General features: G+C 65.1%; 12 protein-coding genes. 7 read left to right on the top strand and 5 right to left on the bottom strand.

All coding sequences use genetic code 11. From position 1 onward, the window contains the following. Nucleotides 1-166 precede the first annotated feature (166 nt). The 5 genes from rpoB (at nucleotide 167) to PW843_17065 (ending at nucleotide 11329) form a co-directional block, all read left to right on the top strand. On the top strand, nucleotides 167-4354 hold the full coding sequence (gene rpoB, locus PW843_17085) for a DNA-directed RNA polymerase subunit beta (protein ID MDE1148308.1): 4188 nt from the start codon (nucleotides 167-169) through the stop codon (nucleotides 4352-4354). Between the two features lie 102 nt (nucleotides 4355-4456). Beyond that, a complete protein-coding gene (rpoC, locus tag PW843_17080; GenBank protein MDE1148307.1) occupies nucleotides 4457-8656 on the top strand; it encodes a DNA-directed RNA polymerase subunit beta' in 4200 nt (1399 codons plus the stop codon). A 567-nt stretch (nucleotides 8657-9223) separates the two neighbouring features. Next, a complete protein-coding gene (gene ltrA, locus PW843_17075) occupies nucleotides 9224-10474 on the top strand; it encodes a group II intron reverse transcriptase/maturase (GenBank protein MDE1148306.1) in 1251 nt (416 codons plus the stop codon). Nucleotides 10475-10622: 148 nt separating this feature from the next. Further along, a complete protein-coding gene (locus tag PW843_17070; protein ID MDE1148305.1) occupies nucleotides 10623-10907 on the top strand; it encodes a hypothetical protein in 285 nt (94 codons plus the stop codon). A 5-nt stretch (nucleotides 10908-10912) separates the two neighbouring features. Then, nucleotides 10913-11329 (top strand): PIN domain-containing protein, encoded by a 417-nt coding sequence (locus PW843_17065; GenBank protein ID MDE1148304.1) that lies wholly within the window; start codon nucleotides 10913-10915, stop codon nucleotides 11327-11329. Between the two features lie 13 nt (nucleotides 11330-11342). Here PW843_17065 and PW843_17060 read toward each other — a convergent pair whose 3' ends face one another. Further along, nucleotides 11343-12059, bottom strand: coding sequence for a tetratricopeptide repeat protein (locus tag PW843_17060; GenBank protein MDE1148303.1), 717 nt, complete (start codon nucleotides 12057-12059; stop codon nucleotides 11343-11345). Nucleotides 12060-12172: 113 nt separating this feature from the next. After that, nucleotides 12173-12625 carry a YaiI/YqxD family protein gene (locus PW843_17055; GenBank protein ID MDE1148302.1) on the bottom strand — a complete coding sequence of 151 codons (453 nt, stop codon included), beginning with the start codon at nucleotides 12623-12625 and terminating at the stop codon, nucleotides 12173-12175. Nucleotides 12626-12750: 125 nt separating this feature from the next. On the opposite strand from PW843_17055, the gene ettA reads away from it, so the two are divergent. Next, the gene (gene ettA, locus PW843_17050; GenBank protein ID MDE1148301.1) at nucleotides 12751-14427 is read left to right on the top strand and encodes an energy-dependent translational throttle protein EttA; all 1677 of its coding nucleotides are present in this window, start codon (nucleotides 12751-12753) and stop codon (nucleotides 14425-14427) included. A 70-nt stretch (nucleotides 14428-14497) separates the two neighbouring features. On the opposite strand, the gene PW843_17045 is transcribed toward ettA, so the two are convergent. The 3 genes from PW843_17045 to PW843_17035 form a co-directional block, all read right to left on the bottom strand. Continuing rightward, nucleotides 14498-15775, bottom strand: coding sequence for a histidine-type phosphatase (locus PW843_17045; GenBank protein ID MDE1148300.1), 1278 nt, complete (start codon nucleotides 15773-15775; stop codon nucleotides 14498-14500). Nucleotides 15776-16055: 280 nt separating this feature from the next. Beyond that, nucleotides 16056-16835, bottom strand: coding sequence for a hypothetical protein (locus PW843_17040; protein ID MDE1148299.1), 780 nt, complete (start codon nucleotides 16833-16835; stop codon nucleotides 16056-16058). Nucleotides 16836-16896: 61 nt separating this feature from the next. Then, the gene (locus PW843_17035) at nucleotides 16897-17784 is read right to left on the bottom strand and encodes a LysR family transcriptional regulator (GenBank protein ID MDE1148298.1); all 888 of its coding nucleotides are present in this window, start codon (nucleotides 17782-17784) and stop codon (nucleotides 16897-16899) included. 202 nt (nucleotides 17785-17986) lie between these two features. Between PW843_17035 and PW843_17030 the strand changes: the two genes are divergently transcribed. Then, nucleotides 17987-18610 (top strand): NAD(P)H-dependent oxidoreductase, encoded by a 624-nt coding sequence (locus PW843_17030; protein MDE1148297.1) that lies wholly within the window; start codon nucleotides 17987-17989, stop codon nucleotides 18608-18610. Nucleotides 18611-18696 lie beyond the last annotated feature (86 nt).

Here is an 18696-nt window from a genome sequence, read left to right as displayed (position 1 = left end):
ATGGGAATTGGGGGCGGGAAGCGTAGTTTTAGTGGTTTGGCGCCGGACGGCGGCCGCTCCTGAAGGGGCGGGGCCGGACGCGCCTATTTGTGTTTGTTTCGCTTGCCGTCGCATCCAATTCGGCCGGCGCAGTTGACCCGGGCCTAGTTCACGAGAGGCGCATTTCATGGCCAAGTCGTTCACGGGACGTAAGCGTATTCGCAAGAGCTTCGGGCGCATTCCCGAAGTGACCCGCATGCCGAACCTCATCGAGGTTCAACGGAGCTCCTACGACCACTTCCTTCAGATGGACACCGCGCCCGAGAAGCGGACCAATCTGGGCCTTCAGGAAGTGTTCAAGTCGGTCTTCCCGATCAAGGACTTCTCCGACCGTGCCGTGCTCGACTTCGTTAAGTACGAGCTTGAACAGCCCAAGTACGACGTGGAGGAATGCCAGCAGCGCGGCATGACCTTCGCGGCGCCGCTGAAGGTGACCCTGCGCCTGACCGTGTTCGACACGGACGAGGACACGGGCCTGAAGTCGATCCGCGACATCAAGGAGCAGGACGTCTACATGGGCGACATGCCCCTGATGACGGCCAACGGCACTTTCGTGATCAACGGCACCGAGCGCGTCATCGTCAGCCAGATGCACCGGTCGCCGGGCGTGTTCTTCGACCACGACAAGGGCAAGACCCATTCGTCGGGCAAGTACCTGTTCGCCGCGCGCGTCATCCCCTACCGCGGTTCCTGGCTGGACTTCGAGTTCGATGCCAAGGACCTGGTCTATGTCCGCATCGACCGTCGCCGCAAGCTGCCCGCCACCACCCTGCTGTTCGCGCTGGACGGCGCCGAGACGCAGAAGGCGCGGGCCGAGCGTGCCAAGCAGGGCCATAACCTGGCCCCGTATGAAGCCCAGGGCATGTCCAAGGAGGAAATGCTCGGCGCCTTCTACGACACCATCACCTACACCCGCGCCGGCGACGGCTGGAAGACCGCCTTCGTCGCCGATCGCATGAAGGGCATCAAGCTCGTCTCCGACCTCATCGACGCCCGCACGGGCGAGGTGCTGTTGCAGCGCGAGACCAAGATGACCCCCCGCGTGCTGAAGAAGCTGCAGGAGGGTGGCCTGGAAGAGGTGAAGGTCCCGACCGAGGAATTGGCCGGCCGTTACCTCGCCATCGACATCATCAACGAACTGACCGGCGAAGTGATCTTCGAGGCGGGTGACGAGATCACCACCGCCGCCCTGGAGAAGCTGGAGAAGGTCGGCGTTGACGAAGTGCCGGTGCTGGCCATCGACCATCTGAACGTCGGCGCCTACATCCGCAACACCATGGCGGCGGATCGCAACGCCAGCCGTGAAGACGCGCTGATCGACATCTACCGCGTCATGCGTCCCGGTGAGCCGCCGACGCTGGAAAGCGCGGAAGCGCTGTTCAGCGGCCTGTTCTTCGACAGCGAGCGCTACGACCTGTCGGCCGTGGGCCGCGTGAAGATGAACGCCCGCCTGGGCTTCCAGACGGACGACCAGATGCGCGTCCTGCGCAAGGACGACATCCTGTCGATCCTGAAGCTGCTGGTCGAGCTGAAGGACGGCCGGGGCGAGATCGACGACATCGATCACCTGGGCAACCGTCGCGTCCGCTCCGTCGGCGAATTGATGGAGAACCAGTACCGCGTCGGCCTGCTGCGCATGGAACGCGCGATCCGCGAGCGCATGAGCTCGGTCGAGATCGACACGGTCATGCCGCACGACCTGATCAACGCCAAGCCGGCGGCGGCCGCGGTGCGTGAATTCTTCGGCTCCTCGCAGCTGTCGCAGTTCATGGACCAGACCAACCCGCTGTCGGAAATCACCCACAAGCGTCGTCTCTCGGCCCTCGGGCCGGGCGGTCTGACCCGTGAGCGCGCGGGCTTCGAAGTCCGCGACGTGCATCCGACGCACTATGGCCGTATCTGCCCGATTGAGACCCCCGAAGGTCCGAACATCGGTCTGATCAACTCGCTGGCGACGTACGCCCGCGTGAACCAGTACGGCTTCATCGAAAGCCCCTACCGCAAGGTGGTGGACAAGCGCGTCACCAACGAGGTGGTCTATCTCTCCGCCATGGAGGAAGGCCGCTACATGGTGGCGCAGGCCAACGCCACGCTGGACGCCGACAACCGCTTCATGGACGACCTCATCAGCTGCCGTAAGGGCGGTGAGTACATGATGACCCGTTCCGACATGATCGACCTGATCGACGTGTCGCCGAAGCAGCTGGTGTCCGTCGCGGCGGCGCTGATCCCGTTCCTGGAGAACGACGACGCCAACCGCGCGTTGATGGGCTCCAACATGCAGCGTCAGGCCGTGCCGCTGATCAAGGCGGACTCGCCCCTGGTCGGCACCGGCATGGAAGCGACGGTCGCCCGTGACTCGGGCGTTGCCATCGCGGCCCGCCGCGCCGGCATCATCGACCAGATCGACGCCACCCGCATCGTCGTGCGCGCCACCGGCGACACGGACGCGGCGGCCCCCGGCGTCGATATCTACAACCTGCTGAAGTTCCAGCGCTCCAACCAGAACACCTGCATCAACCAGCGTCCGCTGGTGAAGGTGGGCGACCGGGTGGAGAAGGGCGACATCATCGCCGACGGTCCCTCGACCGACCTGGGCGAGCTGGCCCTGGGCCGGAACGTGCTGGTCGCGTTCATGCCCTGGAACGGCTACAACTTCGAAGATTCGATCCTGATCTCCGAGCGCATCGTGCGCGATGACGTCTTCACGTCGATCCATATCGACGAGTTTGAGGTCATGGCCCGCGATACCAAGCTGGGCCAGGAAGAAATCACCCGCGACATCCCCAACGTCGGCGAAGAGGCTCTGAAGAACCTCGACGAGGCGGGCATCGTCTACATCGGTGCCGAGGTGAAGCCGGGCGACATCCTGGTCGGCAAGGTGACGCCGAAGGGCGAAAGCCCGATGACGCCGGAAGAAAAGCTGCTGCGCGCCATCTTCGGTGAAAAGGCCTCGGACGTGCGCGACACGTCCATGCGCCTGCCGCCGGGCGTCACCGGCACGGTGGTCGAGGTTCGCGTCTTCTCCCGTCGCGGTGTCGACAAGGACGAGCGCGCCCTGGCGATTGAGCGGGCCGAGATCGAGAAGCTGGCCAAGGACCGCGACGACGAGAAGGGTATTCTGGAGCGCAGCTTCTATACCCGCCTGAAGGAAGTGCTGGTCGGCCAGTCCGTGCTGTCCGCCCCGCGCGGCATCAAGTCGGGCGAGATCATCAACGAGGAGCTGCTGTCGGGCCTGTCGCGCGGCCAGTGGCGCCAGATCGCGGTCGGCAACGACCAGATCATGGAGAACGTCGAGGCCTACGGCCGGGTGTTCGATGAGAGCATCCAGAAGCTGCAGGAGCGGTTCGAGAACAAGGTCGAGAAGCTGCAGCGCGGCGACGAGCTGCCGCCCGGCGTCATGAAGATGGTCAAGGTCTTCGTGGCGGTGAAGCGCAAGCTGCAGCCCGGCGACAAGATGGCCGGCCGTCACGGCAACAAGGGTGTGATCAGCCGCATCCTGCCGATCGAGGACATGCCCTACCTGGCCGACGGCCAGGCGGTGGACATCGTTCTGAACCCGCTGGGCGTGCCCTCGCGCATGAACGTCGGTCAGATCCTCGAGACCCACCTGGGTTGGGCGTCCGCCGGTCTGGGCAAGCAGATCGGCCAGATGCTGGACCAGATGCGCCATGCGGAGCCGGAGGCCAAGGCCCCCGTCCTTGAGAACATCAAGGGCCGCATGAAGCACATCTACGGCGAACAGGCGTACGAGGAGGAGGTCAGCGACCTCACCGACGGCGAGGTCCTGGAACTGGCCGGCAACCTGCGCCGCGGCATCCCGTTCGCGACCCCCGTCTTCGACGGCGCGCGGGAGGACGACATTGTCCACATGCTGACGGAAGCCGGCATCGACAGTTCGGGCCAGATGGTCCTGACCGACGGTCGTACCGGCGAGGCGTTCGACCGCAAGGTCACCGTCGGCTACATCTACATGCTGAAGCTGCATCACCTGGTGGACGACAAGATCCACGCGCGCTCCATCGGCCCGTACAGCCTGGTCACCCAGCAGCCGCTGGGCGGCAAGGCCCAGTTCGGTGGTCAGCGCTTCGGTGAAATGGAGGTCTGGGCGCTGGAAGCCTACGGCGCCGCCTACACGCTGCAGGAAATGCTGACGGTGAAGTCGGACGACGTGTCCGGCCGTACCAAGGTTTACGAGGCCATCGTCCGCGGCGACGACAACTTCGAAGCCGGCATTCCGGAAAGCTTCAACGTGCTGGTCAAGGAACTGCGGTCCCTGGGCCTGAACGTCGAGCTGAACGAGCGGTCCTACTGATCACCGGGTTCTTTTTAGCGGGCGGCGCCTCAGCAATGGGGCGCCGCCGCATCCCGGTTTGCAGCCCACACGGTTTCCAGCCCTTCCCAGGGGAGACGGCTTATGAATGAGTTGATGAACATTATCGGCCAGGTGCAAGGGCCGCAGAGCTTCGATCAGATCCGCATCTCGATCGCGAGCCCGGAGCGCATCCGCTCCTGGTCGTTCGGCGAGATCAAGAAGCCTGAAACCATCAACTACCGGACCTTCAAGCCGGAGCGCGACGGTCTGTTCTGCGCCCGCATTTTCGGTCCGATCAAGGATTACGAGTGCTTGTGCGGCAAGTACAAGCGCATGAAGTACCGCGGCATCATCTGCGAGAAGTGCGGCGTCGAAGTGACGTTGGCCAAGGTCCGGCGCGAGCGCATGGGCCACATCGAGCTGGCCTCGCCCGTCGCGCACATCTGGTTCCTGAAGAGCCTGCCGAGCCGCATCGGCCTGCTCATGGACATGACGCTGAAGGATCTGGAACGGGTCCTGTACTTCGAGAACTACGTCGTCACCGAGCCCGGCCTGACCCCGCTGAAGCTGCACCAGCTTCTGTCGGAGGAAGAGTACACCCAGGCCCAGGACGAATACGGCGAGGACGCCTTCACCGCGTCCATCGGTGCCGAGGCCATCAAGGTCCTTCTCTCCGCCATCGATATGGAAGAGGAGATGAAGACCGTCCGCGAGGACCTGAAGGAAACCGCCAGCGAAGCCAAGCGCAAGAAGCTGGTGAAGCGCCTGAAGCTGATCGAGGCGTTCCTGGAGTCCGGTTCGCGGCCCGAGTGGATGATCCTGGACGTCGTCCCGGTCATCCCGCCGGAACTGCGCCCGCTGGTCCCCCTGGACGGTGGCCGTTTCGCCACGTCCGACTTGAACGACCTGTACCGCCGCGTCATCAACCGCAACAACCGTCTGAAGCGGCTGATCGAATTGCGCGCGCCCGACATCATCGTGCGTAACGAAAAGCGCATGCTGCAGGAGGCCGTCGACGCCCTGTTCGACAACGGCCGCCGCGGTCGTGTCATCACCGGCGCCAACAAGCGTCCGCTGAAGTCCATCAGCGACATGCTGAAGGGCAAGCAGGGCCGCTTCCGTCAGAACCTGCTGGGCAAGCGCGTCGACTATTCCGGCCGTTCGGTCATCGTCGTGGGCCCGGAGCTGAAGCTGCACCAGTGCGGCTTGCCGAAGAAGATGGCGCTTGAGCTGTTCAAGCCCTTCATCTACGCCAAGCTGGAACTGTACGGCATGGCCTCCACCATCAAGGCGGCCAAGCGCATGGTGGAGAAGGAGCGTCCCGAGGTCTGGGACATCCTGGAAGAGGTCATCCGCGAGCATCCCGTGATGCTGAACCGCGCGCCGACGCTGCACCGTCTGGGCATCCAGGCCTTCGAGCCGACCCTGATCGAAGGCAAGGCCATCCAGCTGCACCCGCTGGTCTGCACCGCCTTCAACGCCGACTTCGACGGCGACCAGATGGCCGTGCACGTCCCGCTGAGCCTTGAGGCCCAGCTGGAAGCGCGCGTCCTGATGATGTCGACCAACAACATCCTGTCGCCCGCCAACGGCAAGCCCATCATCGTTCCCAGCCAGGACATCGTCCTGGGTCTGTACTACATCACGATGGAACTGGCCGGCGCCGTGGGCGAGGGCATGGCCTTCACCGACATCGGCGAGATCGAGCAGGCCCTGGCCGCCAAGGTCGTGACCCTGCATTCCAAGGTGCAGTGCCGCTATCACACGATTGACCAGGATGGTAACCCCATCATCACCCGCGTGGAGAGCACCCCCGGCCGCATGCTGCTGTCGGAAATCCTTCCCCGTCACCCGGCCATCGGCTTCGCGATGATCAACCGGCTGCTGACCAAGAAGGACGTGGGCAACATCATCGACGCCGTCTACCGCCATTGCGGTCAGAAGGAGACGGTGATTTTCGCCGACCGCCTGATGAAGCTGGGCTTCAGCCACGCCTGCCGCGCCGGCATCTCCTTCGGCAAGGACGACATGGTCATCCCGGCCGAGAAGGAAGTGCTGATCCACGAGGCGCAGGAGCGCGTCAAGGAATACGAGCAGCAGTACCTGGACGGCCTGATCACCCAGGGCGAAAAGTATAACAAGGTGGTCGACGTCTGGTCGGAAACGACCGAAAAGGTCGCCGGCGCCATGATGAAGGTGATCGAGCAGCCGCGCCCCGGCGTCGGCGTCAACTCGGTCTACATGATGGCCCACTCCGGTGCCCGTGGTTCCGCCGCCCAGATCAAGCAGTTGGCCGGTATGCGCGGTCTGATGGCCAAGCCCTCGGGCGAGATCATCGAGACGCCCATCATCTCCAACTTCAAGGAAGGCCTGACCGTGTTGGAGTACTTCAACTCCACCCACGGTGCCCGTAAGGGTCTGGCCGATACCGCCTTGAAGACGGCGAACTCCGGTTACCTGACCCGTCGTCTGGTCGACGTCGCCCAGGACGCCATCGTCGTGGAAAACGACTGCGGCACCACCAAGGGCCTGACCATGCGCGCCGTCATCGATGGCGGTGAGGTGATCTCGCCCCTGTCGGAACGCATCCTGGGCCGTTGCGCCTCGGTTGACGTGGTCGATCCGCTGAACGGCACCGTCCTCGTTCCGGCCGCCGGCCTGATCGATGAGCAGGCCGTGGAGCTGATCGAGCGTGCCGGCATCGACACCGTGCTGATCCGCTCGGTGCTGACCTGTGAGACCCGCGAGGGTGTCTGCGGTTGCTGCTACGGCCGCGACCTGGCCCGCGGCACCACCGTGAACATCGGTGAGGCCGTCGGCGTCATCGCCGCGCAGTCGATCGGTGAGCCCGGCACCCAGCTGACGATGCGTACCTTCCACATCGGCGGTGCGGCCCAGCGTGGTGCCGAGCAGTCGTCCGTGGACAGCAGCATCGACGCCAAGGTCGTCGTGAAGAACCGCAACATGGTTCTGAACGGCGACGGCGTGCCGGTCATCATGGGCCGCAACTGCGAACTGGCGCTGTTCGACAGCCAGGGTCGTGAGCGCGCCCGTCACCGCATCCCCTACGGCGCCAAGCTGAACAAGCTGCTCGTCGAAGACGGCGTGCTGGTGAAGAAGGGTGATCGCCTGGCGGAGTGGGACCCCTACACCCTGCCGATCATCACCGAGCGTGAGGGCACCGCCAACTACGTCGACCTGGTCGAGGGCGTGTCCATCCGTGAAGTGGTTGACGAGGCCACGGGCATTTCGTCCAAGGTGGTGGTCGATTGGCGGCAGCAGCCGCGTGGCGCGGATCTGCGTCCGCGTATCACGCTGCGTGACGCCAACGGCGACATCATCAAGCTGCCGAACGGCGTGGAAGCCCGCTACTACCTCAGCGTGGATGCCATCCTGTCGGTGGAAAACGGCGGGCATGTCCGCGCCGGCGACGTGCTGGCCCGTATCCCGCGTGAAAGCTCCAAGACGCGTGACATCACCGGTGGTCTGCCGCGCGTGGCGGAACTGTTCGAGGCCCGTCGTCCCAAGGACTTCGCCATCATCTCGGACATCGACGGCCGGGTTGAGTTCGGCAAGGACTACAAGACGAAGCGCCGCATCGTCGTCGTTCCCAACGACGAGGCCGAGAACCAGCGTGAGTACCTGATCCCGAAGGGCAAGCACATCTCCGTGCAGGAGGGTGACTTTGTCCAGAAGGGCGACCTGCTGATGGACGGCAACCCCGTCCCGCATGACATCCTGGCCGTCATGGGCGTGGAGGCTCTCGCCTCCTACCTCACCAACGAAATCCAGGACGTCTATCGTCTGCAGGGCGTGAAGATCAACGACAAGCACATCGAGGTGATCGTTCGCCAGATGCTGCAGAAGGTCGAGATCGACGAGCCGGGCGACACCACGCTGCTGATCGCCGAGCAGGTGGACCGCGAGGAGTTCGACGCCGAAAACCGCAAGGTCCAGGCCCGCATGGACGAAGGCGAGGGTGGCCTGCGGTTTGCCCGCGGCCGTCCGGTGCTGCAGGGCATCACCAAGGCCAGCCTGCAGACGCGTTCGTTCATCTCCGCCGCCTCGTTCCAGGAAACGACCCGCGTCCTGACGGAAGCCGCCGTCCAGGGCAAGTCGGACAACCTGGAAGGCCTGAAGGAAAACGTCATCGTCGGCCGCCTCATCCCGGCGGGTACCGGCAGTGTCGTGAACCGCCTGAAGCAGATCGCCGCCGAGCGCGACCGCGAGCTTTCCGCCCTGCAGGGCGGCGAAGCCCCGGCCCTGCCGGTGGAAGTCGCGACGGAACAGCCGGCGGCCTGAGGCCAACCGGATGCTTGAGTAAAGCGAAGGGCCGCATCCCAAACCGGGGTGCGGCCCTTTTCTTGGTGCGCCCAGCATGGGCGCGTTCTTGAGGGTGGAAGTCCCTCCGTAAGCTGATCACGGTGAACGAAGCGAAACGCAACTGCGAGAGGGCGACTGATCGTGGGGAGGAAGCGTGGAGCGAAACCACGAGCCGATGAACAAGAACCGGATAGAAGGCGGTGCCGAGCAGGGCGAGCGGGCCATGAACCGCGAAGCTCTCGTGATCAAGGGTCGGCGCCGTAGATCCGGCGGTTGTGTGGTGAAGGAGCGCGCTCTTACCTGGGGAGATCCCGCCTTATGCCTGAAAGGGTGACGGTGTCGAGCCGGAGCGGGAAGTCAGCAGAGGTCATAGTAGGGGCCGGTTCAACTGGTGCCGAAGGACCGAACGAGGAGGAGTGTTGATCCACCGTGGCGATGCGGAAGGCAGAGCGTCAGATGTCCGCGCAAGCGGGGCGGTCGGGAGGGGGGCGAGGTGAAGCCTTGCCCGGGCCCGGCAGCGACGAAGCCTTGCGCCCGCGCCCGGAAATGGAAAACACGGGGTCAGGGCTGCTGCTGGCGGCCCTGACGCGAGAGAACCTGCAACGGGCTTGGCGACGGGTGCGGTCCAACAAGGGCGCGGCGGGGGTTGACGGTCTGGACATTGACCAGACGGCGGCCCATCTGCGCACGGTGTGGCCCGCGATCCGGAGCCAGGTGTTGTCGGGGACGTACCGGCCTTGGCCGGTACGACGGGTGGCGATCCCGAAGCCGGACGGTGGCGAGCGTGAACTCGGCATCCCGACGGTGACGGATCGCCTGATCCAGCAGGCGCTGCTGCAGGTGTTGCAGCCGCTCCTTGATCCGAGCTTCAGCGAGTACAGCTACGGCTTCCGTCCGGGGCGAGGGGCGCACGACGCGGTGCTGAAGGCACAGTCGTACGTCCAGTCGGGCCGGCGGGTTGTGGTTGACGTGGACCTGGAGAAGTTCTTCGACCGGGTGAACCACGACATCCTGATCGACCGTCTCTGGAAGCGCATTGGGGATGCCGGCATCGTCCGGCTGATCCGGTCGTACCTGGACAGCGGGATCATGGTGGGGGGCGTGGTCCAGGCACGGGAGAGGGGGACGCCGCAGGGCGGCCCGCTGTCGCCGCTGCTGGCCAACGTCTTGCTCGACGAGGTGGACCGGGAACTGGAGCGCCGGGGTCATCGCTTCGTGCGCTACGCTGACGATGCGAACGTTTACGTTCGCAGCCGGAAGGCGGGTGAGCGGGTGATGGCGCTGTTGCGGCGGCTCTACGGCCGACTGCGTCTCTCGGTCAACGAGACCAAGAGCGCGGTGACCAGCGTGTTCGGCCGCAAGTTCCTGGGCTACGGCTTCTGGGTGGCGCCCGGTGGCGTCATCAAGCGGCGGGTTGCCGACAAGCCGCTGGCGACCTTCAAGCATCGCATCCGGCAGCTGACCCGCCGTTCCGGCGGGAACAGTGTGCAGGAGGTGGTGATGCGCCTGCGTTCCTATGTTCTGGGATGGAAGGCCTACTTCCGCCTGGCGCAGACACCCCGGGTCTGGAACGACCTGGACAAGTGGATGCGCCATCGGCTGCGGGCCATCCAGCTCAAGCATTGGAAACGGGGCACGACCATCTACAGGGAACTGAAAGCACTCGGGGCCAAACCCAAGGTGCTCCATCAGGTGGCGGCCAATAGCCGCCGCTGGTGGCGCAACAGCGGGATGGCCCTCAATGCCGTCCTCTCCCTGCAATGGGCGGACGCCCTGGGAATGCCCCGTCTCTCTTGACCTCAACTCCTCGAACCGCCCGGTGCGGACCCGCATGCCGGGTGGTGTGGGAGGGGAGCGGTCCTCAAGGATCGCCCCCTATCCCGATTGGTGATGCAGTCGCCGGCGGCCTTCAATTTGACGTTTCGGCGTTGGAGGGCATAACATCATGGCGAGTATCCGCTCTCATGAGGAACCGACCATGGGCCATGTCGTGCGGGACGTGACCATCCAGACCTTTCAGGACGTGGCTCGGGCCCATAACCTTCAGCCTGGGCAGCGGTTCACCATTATCATTGAAGAACCGGATGCTCACCTTGGCGCGGCCGCTGGTCAGGCCAGCGATGGTGTGGCCCGTTTCCTGGCACTGTCTGGCTTGGGCGTGGGTGCGGCAGGCGGCCGTGGCCAAGCGGAGATCGATGCGGAAATTCGTGAAATCCGGGGCGACGAATAGCGATAATGCCGGCCGGTCGCAGAGTATATGTTGATACCAATATCATTATCTATCAGGTCGAAGGCCAGCCGGACCTTCGGCAAAAGCTCGCTAATTTATTTATAAAAGAATTGGACGGTGCTCAGTTCCTGACGAGCCAAATCACCATCGCCGAATGTTTGCTTGGCGCTCACAAACGTGGAGATGCGGCGCTTGTCGAGACATATCGTGAGATATTCGGTGGTTCCGGCGTGTTCCAGCTCATACCAGTTGGACTGGAAATCCTGGAACGCGCAGCCCTGTTCGGGGCCCAGCAGCGTTTAAAGCTGATAGATGCCGTTCACGTCGCGTCCGCGCTGACGACCGGCTGCGATACGTTTCTGACCAATGACGCCGGCATCCGGTGTGACGATATACGCGTCATCCAGTTGGACGGTGTGTGAAGGGTCGCTCTCCTCACGTCCGCGTCGCCGTGGGCAGGGGCTGGCCCGGTTGCCAGTTCCTGGCCAGGGTCTGTGCCTCCGCCTTCTGCGCGGTGCTGAGTTCGCCGTCCAGGCGGGTGCGCAGGGTCTTGGCTTCCGGGTTGTCGCCGGACAGCAGGACCAGGGTATAGGCCAGCACCGGGTTGCGCGGCAGGCCGGCGCCGGTGTCGTACAGGCGGGCCAGCAGGGATTGGGCGTTGGGGTTGCCGCGGCGGGCGGCTTCCTTGGCCCAACGGGCGGCCTCGGTATCGTCCTTGGGGGCGTCCTGGCCCATGTAATAGATCATGGCCAGGTTCATCTGGGCCTGGCCGTCGCCCTTTTTGGCGGCCTGGCGGAACAGGCTGATGCCCTTGGTGGCGTTCTTGGGCACGCCGTTGCCCATGAAATAGAGCGAACCCAAATTGTTCAGCGCGTGGGCATGGCCCTTGTCGGCCGCCTTGACGTACCAGGCCTGGGCACGGGCGTAGTCCACCGGCACCCCCAGCCCCTTCTCATACATCCAGCCCAGATAGGTCTGAGCCTCCGGCTCGCCCTTTTCCGCCGCCGGCGCCAGTTCCGCCAGGGCGGTTTTGTAGTCCCGGCGCTCGAACGCGCCGACACCCTTCTGGGTGTTGGCCAGGGTGGCCGTGGCACCCAGGGACATGACCACTGCCGTCAGCAGGATGGTCTTCCGCCATGAGTGTCGTTGCATGCCCTGCCTCCATCGATTCGGACTGGACACTCGACGCCAGTCTCAACGGAAAGCTTCGGGGGGCATTGGGGCGGGAAAGGGGCGGGGGCGTGCCCGCACCGTGATGTTTGCCGCTACTTGCCCGTCTTCCTGATGGCGTGGATGGTGGTGTCCAGCGCCTGCAGGAACTGCGACTTGTCGCGCTTGGCCATGGGGGCGTTGCCGCCCTGGACCACGCCCATGGCGCGCAGGTCGCTCATCAGCGCGCGGGTGGCGATGGCGGTACCGATGGACTGCGGCGTGAAGGGGCGGCCCGTGGGTCCGATCACCCGGCTGCCGGCCTTGAGGCAGCGGTCGGCCAGGGGGATATCGGCGGTGATGACGATGTCGCCCACACTGGTGTGGGTGGCGATCCAGTCGTCGGCGGCGTCGAAACTGTCGCTGACCACCACCAGCTGCACCAGGCCGCCGGGGGGCACCCGCAAGGGGCCGTTGGCCACCAGGAAGGCCTTCAGCTGATAGCGTTCCGCCACCTTGAAGATCTCTTCCTTCACCGGGCAGGCGTCGGCGTCGATATAGATGTCCAACATGGCCTTAAGGCTTTCGCGTCGTTGCCACCCGCGTTGCGCGGGGGTGGGATGGTGGGGTAAAAGGCGTCGCCGGCTGGGTCCGCACCCTGCCTTCGTTCCCACCCTTTGTGAAGAGACAGCCCATGGCGTCGTACCAATATGTATACGTGATGAAGGGTGTGACCAAGGTCTACCCGGGCGGCCGCAAGGTGTTCGAGAACATCTGGCTGAGCTTTTACCCCGGCGCCAAGATCGGCGTGCTGGGCGTCAACGGCTCGGGCAAGTCCACCCTGCTGAAGATCATGGCCGGCCTGGACAAGGATTATAACGGCGAGGCCTGGTCCGCCGACGGCGTGTCCGTGGGCTACCTGGCGCAGGAGCCGCAGCTGGATCCCGCCAAGAACGTCCAGGAAAACGTCATGGACGCGCTCGCGTCCACCAAGGGCCTGCTGGACCGCTTCAATGAGGTCAGCAACGCGATGGCGGACCCGGACGCCGACTTCGACACGCTGATCGCCGAACAGGCGGAGCTGCAGGAGAAGATCGACGCCGCCGACGCCTGGGACATCGAGCGCACGGTCGAGATCGCCATGGACGCGCTGCGCTGCCCGCCTGGCGACGCCGACGTCACCAAGCTGTCGGGCGGTGAGAAGCGCCGCGTGGCGCTGTGCAAGCTGCTGCTGGCCAAGCCCGACATGCTGCTGCTGGACGAACCGACCAACCATCTGGACGCCGAAAGCGTCGCCTGGCTGCAGCGCTTCCTGGCCGACTACAAGGGCACGGTCGTGATGGTCACCCATGACCGTTACTTCCTGGACAACGTCACCGGCTGGATCCTGGAACTGGACCGCGGTTCGGGCATCCCCTACGAGGGCAACTACTCCAGCTGGCTGGAACAGAAGGAAAAGCGCCTGGCCCAGGAAGGCCGGACCGAGGACGCCCGCCAGAAGCAGCTGTCCCAGGAACTGGAATGGGTGCGGCAGAGCCCGCGCGCCCGCCAGGCCAAGTCCAAGGCCCGTATCCAGGCCTACGAGGAATTGCTGGCGCAGAGCACGAAGGAGGCGATCACCGACACCCAGATCGTCATCCCCGTGCCGCCGCGCCTGGGCAATTTGGTGATCGAGGCCGACCACCTGAAGAAGGGCTTCGGCGACCGCCTGCTGATCGACGACCTGTCGTTCCGCCTGCCGCCCGGCGGCATCGTCGGTATCATCGGCCCCAACGGTGCGGGCAAGACCACCCTGTTCCGCATGATCACCGACCAGGAGACGCCGGACAGCGGCACCTTCAAGGTGGGTGACACGGTGAAGCTGGGTTATGTCGACCAGAGCCGTGACGCCCTGAACCCCAACAAGACGGTGTGGGAGGAAATCTCCGGCGGCCTGGACGTGATCGAGCTGGGCAAGCGTTCCATGCCGTCGCGCGCCTATGTCTCCGCCTTCAACTTCCGTGGTTCCGACCAGCAGAAGAAGGTGGGCCAGCTGTCGGGCGGTGAGCGTAACCGCGTGCACCTGGCCATGATGCTGAAGTCCGGCGCCAACGTCCTGCTGCTGGACGAACCGACCAACGACCTGGACGTTGAAACCCTGCGCGCCCTGGAAGAGGCGCTGGTGGGCTTCGCTGGCTGCGCCGTGGTCATCAGCCATGATCGCTGGTTCCTGGACCGCATCGCCACCCACATCCTGGCCTTCGAGGGCGAAAGCCAGGTGGTCTGGTTCGAGGGCAACTACCAGGATTACGAGGTGGACCGTAAGCGCCGCCTGGGTTCCGCCGCCGACCAGCCGCACCGCATCAAGTACCGTCCGCTGGTGCGCAACTGAGCGAACCGGTTTTGGGATGAGGACGAAGGGGGTGGCCGTTGGCCGCCCCCTTTTTCACATGATACAGCCTTCAGGGGACGTCGGGGCTGTGCGTCGCCGCGAAGGCGACGATGTGCAAGGTCTCCAGCGGGCAGTCCATGGTTGTCAGGCCGGACTCGCTGCAGCCGGGGATGAACACCGGCGACGCCAGCGGGGGATGTTCTTCCGTCAGCACCTTCGCTTCGCGCAGCTGTTGCAGGCTTTGCGTCGTGTAGCGGGCGCGAATGACGATCTTGCCGTCGCTGCCCCGCCGCCAGCGTTCGAACACCAGGCCGGACGCCGGGGGCACCTCGCCCGGCTGATATCCTGTCATGGCCCAGTCCATGCGCAGCAGGCCGCCCAGCAGGATGACGTTACCGTCATGGCCGACCAGCACGCTGAACGGCGCCCCGTCGCCGGACAGCAGGGACACGATGCGCTGAAGCAGGGGTGTGGCACCCACCCGTGCCATGTAGGGGGTGCGTAGCCGGATGTCCCAGTTGGCCTCGTTCAACGCCTCCACCTGGTTCATCAGGGGTAGGGTCAGTCGTCCCCCCGCCAGCTTGGATTCCGGAAAGCCCTCGGCATAGGCCATCAGCAGGCTGTCGGTCAGGGTGGCGCCGCTTGATACCGGGCTGTTCAGGTCGACGGGGGCGCTGGTGCCGATGCTCAGGGACGTCGGCACTTCGGTCAGCAACTGCCGGCCGGCCAGCGGTCCGCCGTTCCTGATCTCGGTCTTGCACCGTTCGGGCTTGCAGTCCAGCAGCAGGGTCTGCAGCGCTTCGGTATTGGCGGCCCATGCCGCCGTCCAGGGCTTGGCATCGCCGATGCGGCCCTGCACGGACGCCAGGGCGAGATTCATGTCCAGGTGGGTGGCCCCGGCCGGCACGGGATCGAATAGGGGATCGTATTGCCCCTCCGCCACGGTATCGACATGGATATCGCAGGTCGGCGCCAGGCCGGCCGCCAGGGCCTCGCCGGTCTTGATCGTGCGCTGGGTCCGGTTGGCGTGCACCCAGATGCTGTTGCACTTGTCCGCCGGGAGCATGCCCAGGGCGCGGTAATGTTCTCCATAATAGGCGCCCAGCAGCTTCGCCAGCTGGAAACCCCGCTCCGTGAGGTTGCCCGGCGGTACGCTGAAAAGCGGCCAGGGCTCTTTCGACCAGCTGTCCAAACAGCTCGACTGCGGGGCGCTGGTGCAGCGTGGATCGTTCATATAGGAGCGGACGCTGTGCCGCATCAGAATGACCACCCCTTCCAGCTGGTCCGCGGGGGCGGCCGGGGGCGGGGCCGCCAGGGCGGGGGCTGTGGCCAGCAGCAGGGCGGCCACCAGTCCCCCCAGACCGCGTCGGCGGCTGTTTGCCTTACGGGGGGTCAATGCTTCGCAGGTCATGGTGCGGGTCTCCGCCATCGGGGTTCATGAGACCTCTCCCCCGCGCGAAATAGGCGCGAAAAACAGGACATGGGTCAGCGAGCAATCTCCCATGGATTGCATTCTCCGACGTTATGCCCGCAGAAGATGAGATCTAACCGAGAGGATTTGCAATCTATACGATAGTCTTAACTCCGACCCAGGGCGCGGCTCGCGACGCCTGCCTGGCAGGAACGGCTCAGGGGCCGCTCCGCACCAGGTGGGCGGCCACAGTGGTTTCCATGGCACCGCCCTGGGCCATCTCACCCAATGGAGCCACGGCCCAGGGCCAGCTATCCAGGCGTTCCCCCGGCAGAGTCCGGCCGAACAGCGGGTCTTCCGACGCCCGCACGATGCCGTCCGCGTCCAGCCAGCGCCGCTCCACATCGGTCAGAATCAGGCAAGGGGCGTTGAGGCGCGCCAGGTGGTCGAGATGGGCGACGACGATGTCCGCCGCCAAGGTGTCGGCCGCGATGTCGTCCCCCTGTGCCGCCACCTGGGCGCGGGCCTTGAGGGGCAACTGTGACAGCACATTCAGGGAAATCACCAGATCCGGGGCGGGACCATCGGTGAAGGCATCGCAGCCGGGCTTCAGGGGCCGGCCACCGACGATGTCGGCCACGGTGCCGGTGAGATCGACGCGTGCCAGGCGCACCGCCGCATGTCGGCGTGCCTGGCGGCGTGCCGTGGGTGGGTGGGCGATGTCGGCCAGGATGACGCTGGTGAAATGGGTCAGCAACTCAGGCGGCGCCGGCAGGTCCAGCAAGGCGCCGGAGCCCAGCACCAGCAGCGTACCACCCTTGCCATGCGCCTGGGCGGCCCAGGCCACCTTTTCACGGCTGCATGCCAGATGGGGTGCCCAGGCGTCGCGGCAGCGGCGGGCGCGGGCCTGGATGGCGGCGGGCTCACGGTGATAACCCAGCCTGCGCGCGGCTGGGGTGCAGTCGGTCAGGCAGCTGGCGATCCATTCCCACAACATGGGCTCACGCTAATGCCGCCGGCGGCAAAGCGGAACCGCTTTTGAAGGGCGAACGGCGTTGTCAGCGCCGGCCTTCGATCAGTTCCCGGCGCGCCATCAGGCCGTGGCCGACGACATCGAAGAAGGCGCGCACCCGCGCCGTGTTCCGAAGGTCGCGGTGGGTGATCAGCCAGAGTTCACGGGTCAGTGTCACCTCCGGGCCGGATACACTGACCAGGTCCGGTTCCTGGTCCCCGAGATAGCAAGGCAGCAGCGCCATGCCGATGCCGGCTTTCACCGCCATCATCTGATTGATCAGGCTGCTTGATCGGTAGACGATCGCGTCGCCGGCTACCGTCCGGGTGAGCCAGGTCGCGGCCGCGGCGGTCGCGGCCGTATCCCAGCCGATGAAACTATGCCCCGCGAAGGTCGGCGCCACCGGCTCCGGCCGGCCAGCCAGGTATTTCGGGGCGGCGTACAGCGCCCAGGCGGATTCCGCGATCTGCCGGCCGAACAGGTCCCCCTCTACCGGCCGCGTCGCGCGAATGGCGATGTCCGCCTCGCGGCGCAGCAGGTCCAGTTGCCGGTTGTCGACCAGCAGTTCGATGGAGATCCCGTCGTGCCTTGCCCGGAACTCCACCAGCAGGTCGTTCAATAGCCGGTAGGCCAGGCTTTCGGAGCAGGTGATCTTGAGGTTTCCCGATAGGCGGGTATCCCGGCCGGTGATCTCCCGGTCCAGGGCCAGCGCCTCCTCCTCCATGCGTTCGGCCGCCAGAAGCATGCGTTCGCCGGCGTCGGTGACACGATAGGCGCCGGCGTTCCGTTCGAACAACTGAACCTGAAACCGCGCCTCCAGCGCGTTCAGCCGCCGGAAGATGGTGGAATGATCATGGCCCAGCGCTTTGGCAGCACCCGTCAGCGACCCCGCGCGGCTGATCGCCAGCATCAGGCGGAAGTCGTTCCAATCCATGATGTCTTGCCCTTTCGCAAACCCATTGGGCCAATTTCAATAGCCGCTTGCGGGCAGGCAAAGATAAGTCGCGGGTCATGGCCCGCGCAACCCGTGGCGCGCTTGCGCCGGCGCAAGCGCGCCTTGCCCAGGGCCAAGCCGGCTGAGTCTGCGCGAGCGCCTATGATGCCGCCCACCGGAGCGAAGGAAAGGATCCCCTCCCGTGCGACTGTTGAGCATACTGGCCTCCCCGCGGTCGGACTCCGTGTCCGCCGCCATCGTCGACACCTTCCTCTCCGCCTACCGCCGCAGACGGTCCGACCTGGTGGTCGACACGCTGGACGTTTGGAAAGAGCCGTTGCCGGAGTTCGATGGCGACGCGATCGGAACCAAATACAAAGGAGTGTCCGGCGTGCCGATGTCGGCCGCCGAACAGGACACGTGGGACAGCATCGGACGCCTGGCATCCCGCTTCAGGGCGGCTGACCGGATCGTCCTGGGCATTCCCCTGTGGAATTTCTCCTACCCCTACAAATTGAAGCAACTCATTGATCTATCCTGCCAAAGGAACATGCTGTTCACCTTCGATGGCAAGGCCTACGGGCCGTCGCTGGCGATCGACAAGGCCCTGGTCGTGTACGTGCGCGGACAAAGTCAGGCAGCGGCGATCCAGGGCCAGCAGTCGCCCGGCTTCTCACACTTGAGCGGCTACATCGAATTCTGGCTGCCGTTCATCGGCGTGCGGGAGATTGTGACGCTGCCGGTCGAGCATACCTGGGATGGTCGCGCCGCCGACACGGTCGCGGCGGCCAAGCTCACGGCGGCGGAACTGGCGGACATGTTCTGACCCAGCACCCGTATTCGGCGCGGCCAAGGCTTTCCGGAAACAGAAATGCCGCCCCCAGGTCGTTGCCCGGGGGCGGCATTTCCAAC

Source organism: Azospirillaceae bacterium, from assembly GCA_028283825.1.
GTDB lineage: Bacteria > Pseudomonadota > Alphaproteobacteria > Azospirillales > Azospirillaceae > Nitrospirillum.
The sequence above is the reverse complement of the archived record's forward strand: the minus strand, read 5'-3'. Positions and strand labels throughout refer to the sequence as shown.

Excerpts from the sequence above, each read along its gene's own strand:
- PW843_17065 (MDE1148304.1), top strand. The coding sequence starts at position 10,913 with ATGCCGGCCGGTCGCAGAGTATATGTTGATACCAATATCATTATCTAT.
- PW843_17060 (MDE1148303.1), bottom strand. The coding sequence starts at position 12,059 with ATGCAACGACACTCATGGCGGAAGACCATCCTGCTGACGGCAGTGGTC.
- PW843_17035 (MDE1148298.1), bottom strand. The coding sequence starts at position 17,784 with ATGGATTGGAACGACTTCCGCCTGATGCTGGCGATCAGCCGCGCGGGG.
- PW843_17070 (MDE1148305.1), top strand. The coding sequence starts at position 10,623 with ATGGCGAGTATCCGCTCTCATGAGGAACCGACCATGGGCCATGTCGTG.
- rpoB (MDE1148308.1), top strand. The coding sequence starts at position 167 with ATGGCCAAGTCGTTCACGGGACGTAAGCGTATTCGCAAGAGCTTCGGG.
- rpoC (MDE1148307.1), top strand. The coding sequence starts at position 4,457 with ATGAATGAGTTGATGAACATTATCGGCCAGGTGCAAGGGCCGCAGAGC.
- ettA (MDE1148301.1), top strand. The coding sequence starts at position 12,751 with ATGGCGTCGTACCAATATGTATACGTGATGAAGGGTGTGACCAAGGTC.
- PW843_17040 (MDE1148299.1), bottom strand. The coding sequence starts at position 16,835 with ATGTTGTGGGAATGGATCGCCAGCTGCCTGACCGACTGCACCCCAGCC.
- ltrA (MDE1148306.1), top strand. The coding sequence starts at position 9,224 with ATGGAAAACACGGGGTCAGGGCTGCTGCTGGCGGCCCTGACGCGAGAG.